The sequence below is a fragment of the Allobosea sp. TAB14 genome (genome assembly GCF_052113865.1).
GTDB classification, from domain to species: domain Bacteria; phylum Pseudomonadota; class Alphaproteobacteria; order Rhizobiales; family Beijerinckiaceae; genus Allobosea; species Allobosea spartocytisi.
This window is the reverse complement of sequence record NZ_JBFRDQ010000340.1, coordinates 1-1,968: the sequence shown is the minus strand read 5'-3', so window position 1 is coordinate 1,968 and position 1,968 is coordinate 1. Positions and strand designations below refer to the sequence as shown.

General features: G+C 68.9%; 1 protein-coding gene and 1 pseudogene. Both read left to right on the top strand.

The window, feature by feature from the left end:
- Nucleotides 1-178 precede the first annotated feature (178 nt).
- Nucleotides 179-1,471 carry an adenylosuccinate synthase gene (locus tag AB4Y99_RS27400; RefSeq protein WP_441525564.1) on the top strand — a complete coding sequence of 431 codons (1,293 nt, stop codon included), beginning with the start codon at nt 179-181 and terminating at the stop codon, nt 1,469-1,471.
- Between the two features lie 31 nt (nt 1,472-1,502).
- Nucleotides 1,503-1,968 (top strand): annotated as a pseudogene (locus AB4Y99_RS27395) (hypothetical protein); the annotation flags it as partial.

Below are 1,968 nucleotides of genomic sequence, written 5' to 3'. Positions count from 1 at the left end.
CCTCAGGATGAGGGCTGGGGGGCCTCAAACAGACCTACGCAAAACTTGACCTTCGCGCCGCATTGGCCCATGAGGGCTTGCAAGGACCTGCCCCGAAACCCCGGCCTTGCGCCGGGGTTTTGCATTTGCGCGGGCCGCTTGCGTGAGGCAACGCGGAACAAGCAGGGACACCTCGCTCATGGCGAATGTTGTGGTGGTCGGCGCCCAGTGGGGCGACGAGGGCAAGGGCAAGATCGTCGACTGGCTCTCCAGCCAGGCCGATGTCGTCGTGCGTTTCCAGGGTGGCCATAACGCCGGCCATACCCTGGTCATCGACGGCGTCGTCTACAAGCTCTCGCTTCTGCCTTCGGGCATCGTGCGCCCCGGCAAGCTCTCGGTCATCGGCAAYGGCGTCGTSGTCGATCCCTGGCAYCTCGTCGAGGAAATTTCCAAGCTGCGCGCGCAAGGCGTCGCAATCACGCCGGACAACCTGCGCATCGCCGACAACGCGACGCTGATCCTGCCGCTGCACCGCGAGCTCGACCATTTCCGCGAGACCTCGAATGCCGGCATGAAGATCGGCACGACCAAGCGCGGCATCGGCCCGGYCTATGAGGACAAGGTCGGCCGCCGCGCCATCCGCGTCGTCGATCTCAAGGACGAGGCCCTGCTCGAGGCCAAGATCGAGCGGCTCCTCGCCCATCACAACGCGCTGCGCCGCGGCCTCGGCATCGCCGAGGTCGACGGCCGCGAACTGCTCGGCCAGCTCAAGGCGATCGCGCCCGAAGTGCTGCCCTATGCCGACACCGTCTGGGCGCTGCTCGATGCGCAGCGCCGCGCCGGCAAGCGCATCCTGTTCGAGGGCGCGCAGGGCGCGCTGCTCGATGTCGACCACGGCACCTACCCCTTCGTCACCTCCTCGAACATCGTCGCCGGCCAGGCCGCGACCGGCTCGGGGATGGGCCCCTCCGCCGTCGGCTATGTGCTGGGCATCGCCAAGGCCTACACCACCCGCGTCGGCGAAGGCCCCTTCCCGACCGAACTCTTCGACGAGATCGGCGAATTGATCGGCCAGAAGGGCAAGGAATTCGGCGTCGTCACCGGCCGCAAGCGCCGCTGCGGCTGGTTCGACGCCTGCCTCGTGCGCCAGACGGTCAAGACCTCCGGCATCGACGGTATCGCCCTGACCAAGCTCGACATCCTCGACGGCTTCAAGGAGATCAAGGTCTGCGTCGGCTACAAGCTCGACGGCCAGATCATCGAGCATCTGCCCGCCGGCCAGAGCGACCAGGCCCGCGTCGAGCCGGTCTATGAGACGATCGAAGGCTGGGAAGGCTCGACCGCCAACGCCCGCTCCTGGGCSGAYCTGCCGGCCCAGGCGATCAAATATGTCCGCCGCATCGAGGAACTGATCGGCGCCACCGTCGCCGTGCTGTCGACCAGCCCGGAACGCGACGACACCATCCTCGTTCATAATCCGTTCGAGGGTTGACGCGGCTCGTCATCAGCGACAAGTGAGGCCAATGGCCGATTTCTACCCGATCCTGGCACGCGCCGTCGCCGGGCTGCCCGACAACTCACCCGAGGCGCGCCGCGCCATCTTCGACCGGGCGCGGGCAGCCCTCGTCGCGCAGTTGCGCGGTCTCGATCCGCCGCTGAGCGAGGCCGAGATCATGCGCGAGCGCCTGACGCTCGACGAGGCCGTCGCCCGGATCGAGGCCGAATACAGCGAGGCGCCGCAGCCGCCCGCTCGTGGCCCGGTGATTCGCCCCCAGGAGCCGGCGGCGAAGCCTCCGCGCCCGCCCGAGCCGAAGCAGCAGCCCGAATTCGCCCCCCTGCCGCCCGCCGAGGGCCAGGAATTCGGCGAGCCCCTGCCCGAGCCGGCCGAGAGCCAGCCCGCCCGCCCGCGCATCATGCCGCCGCGTGAGTCCCGGGTGAAGCCCGGCCACATCCGCACCGGCGTGGTCGGCGTGGTCGTCGCCGTCGCGG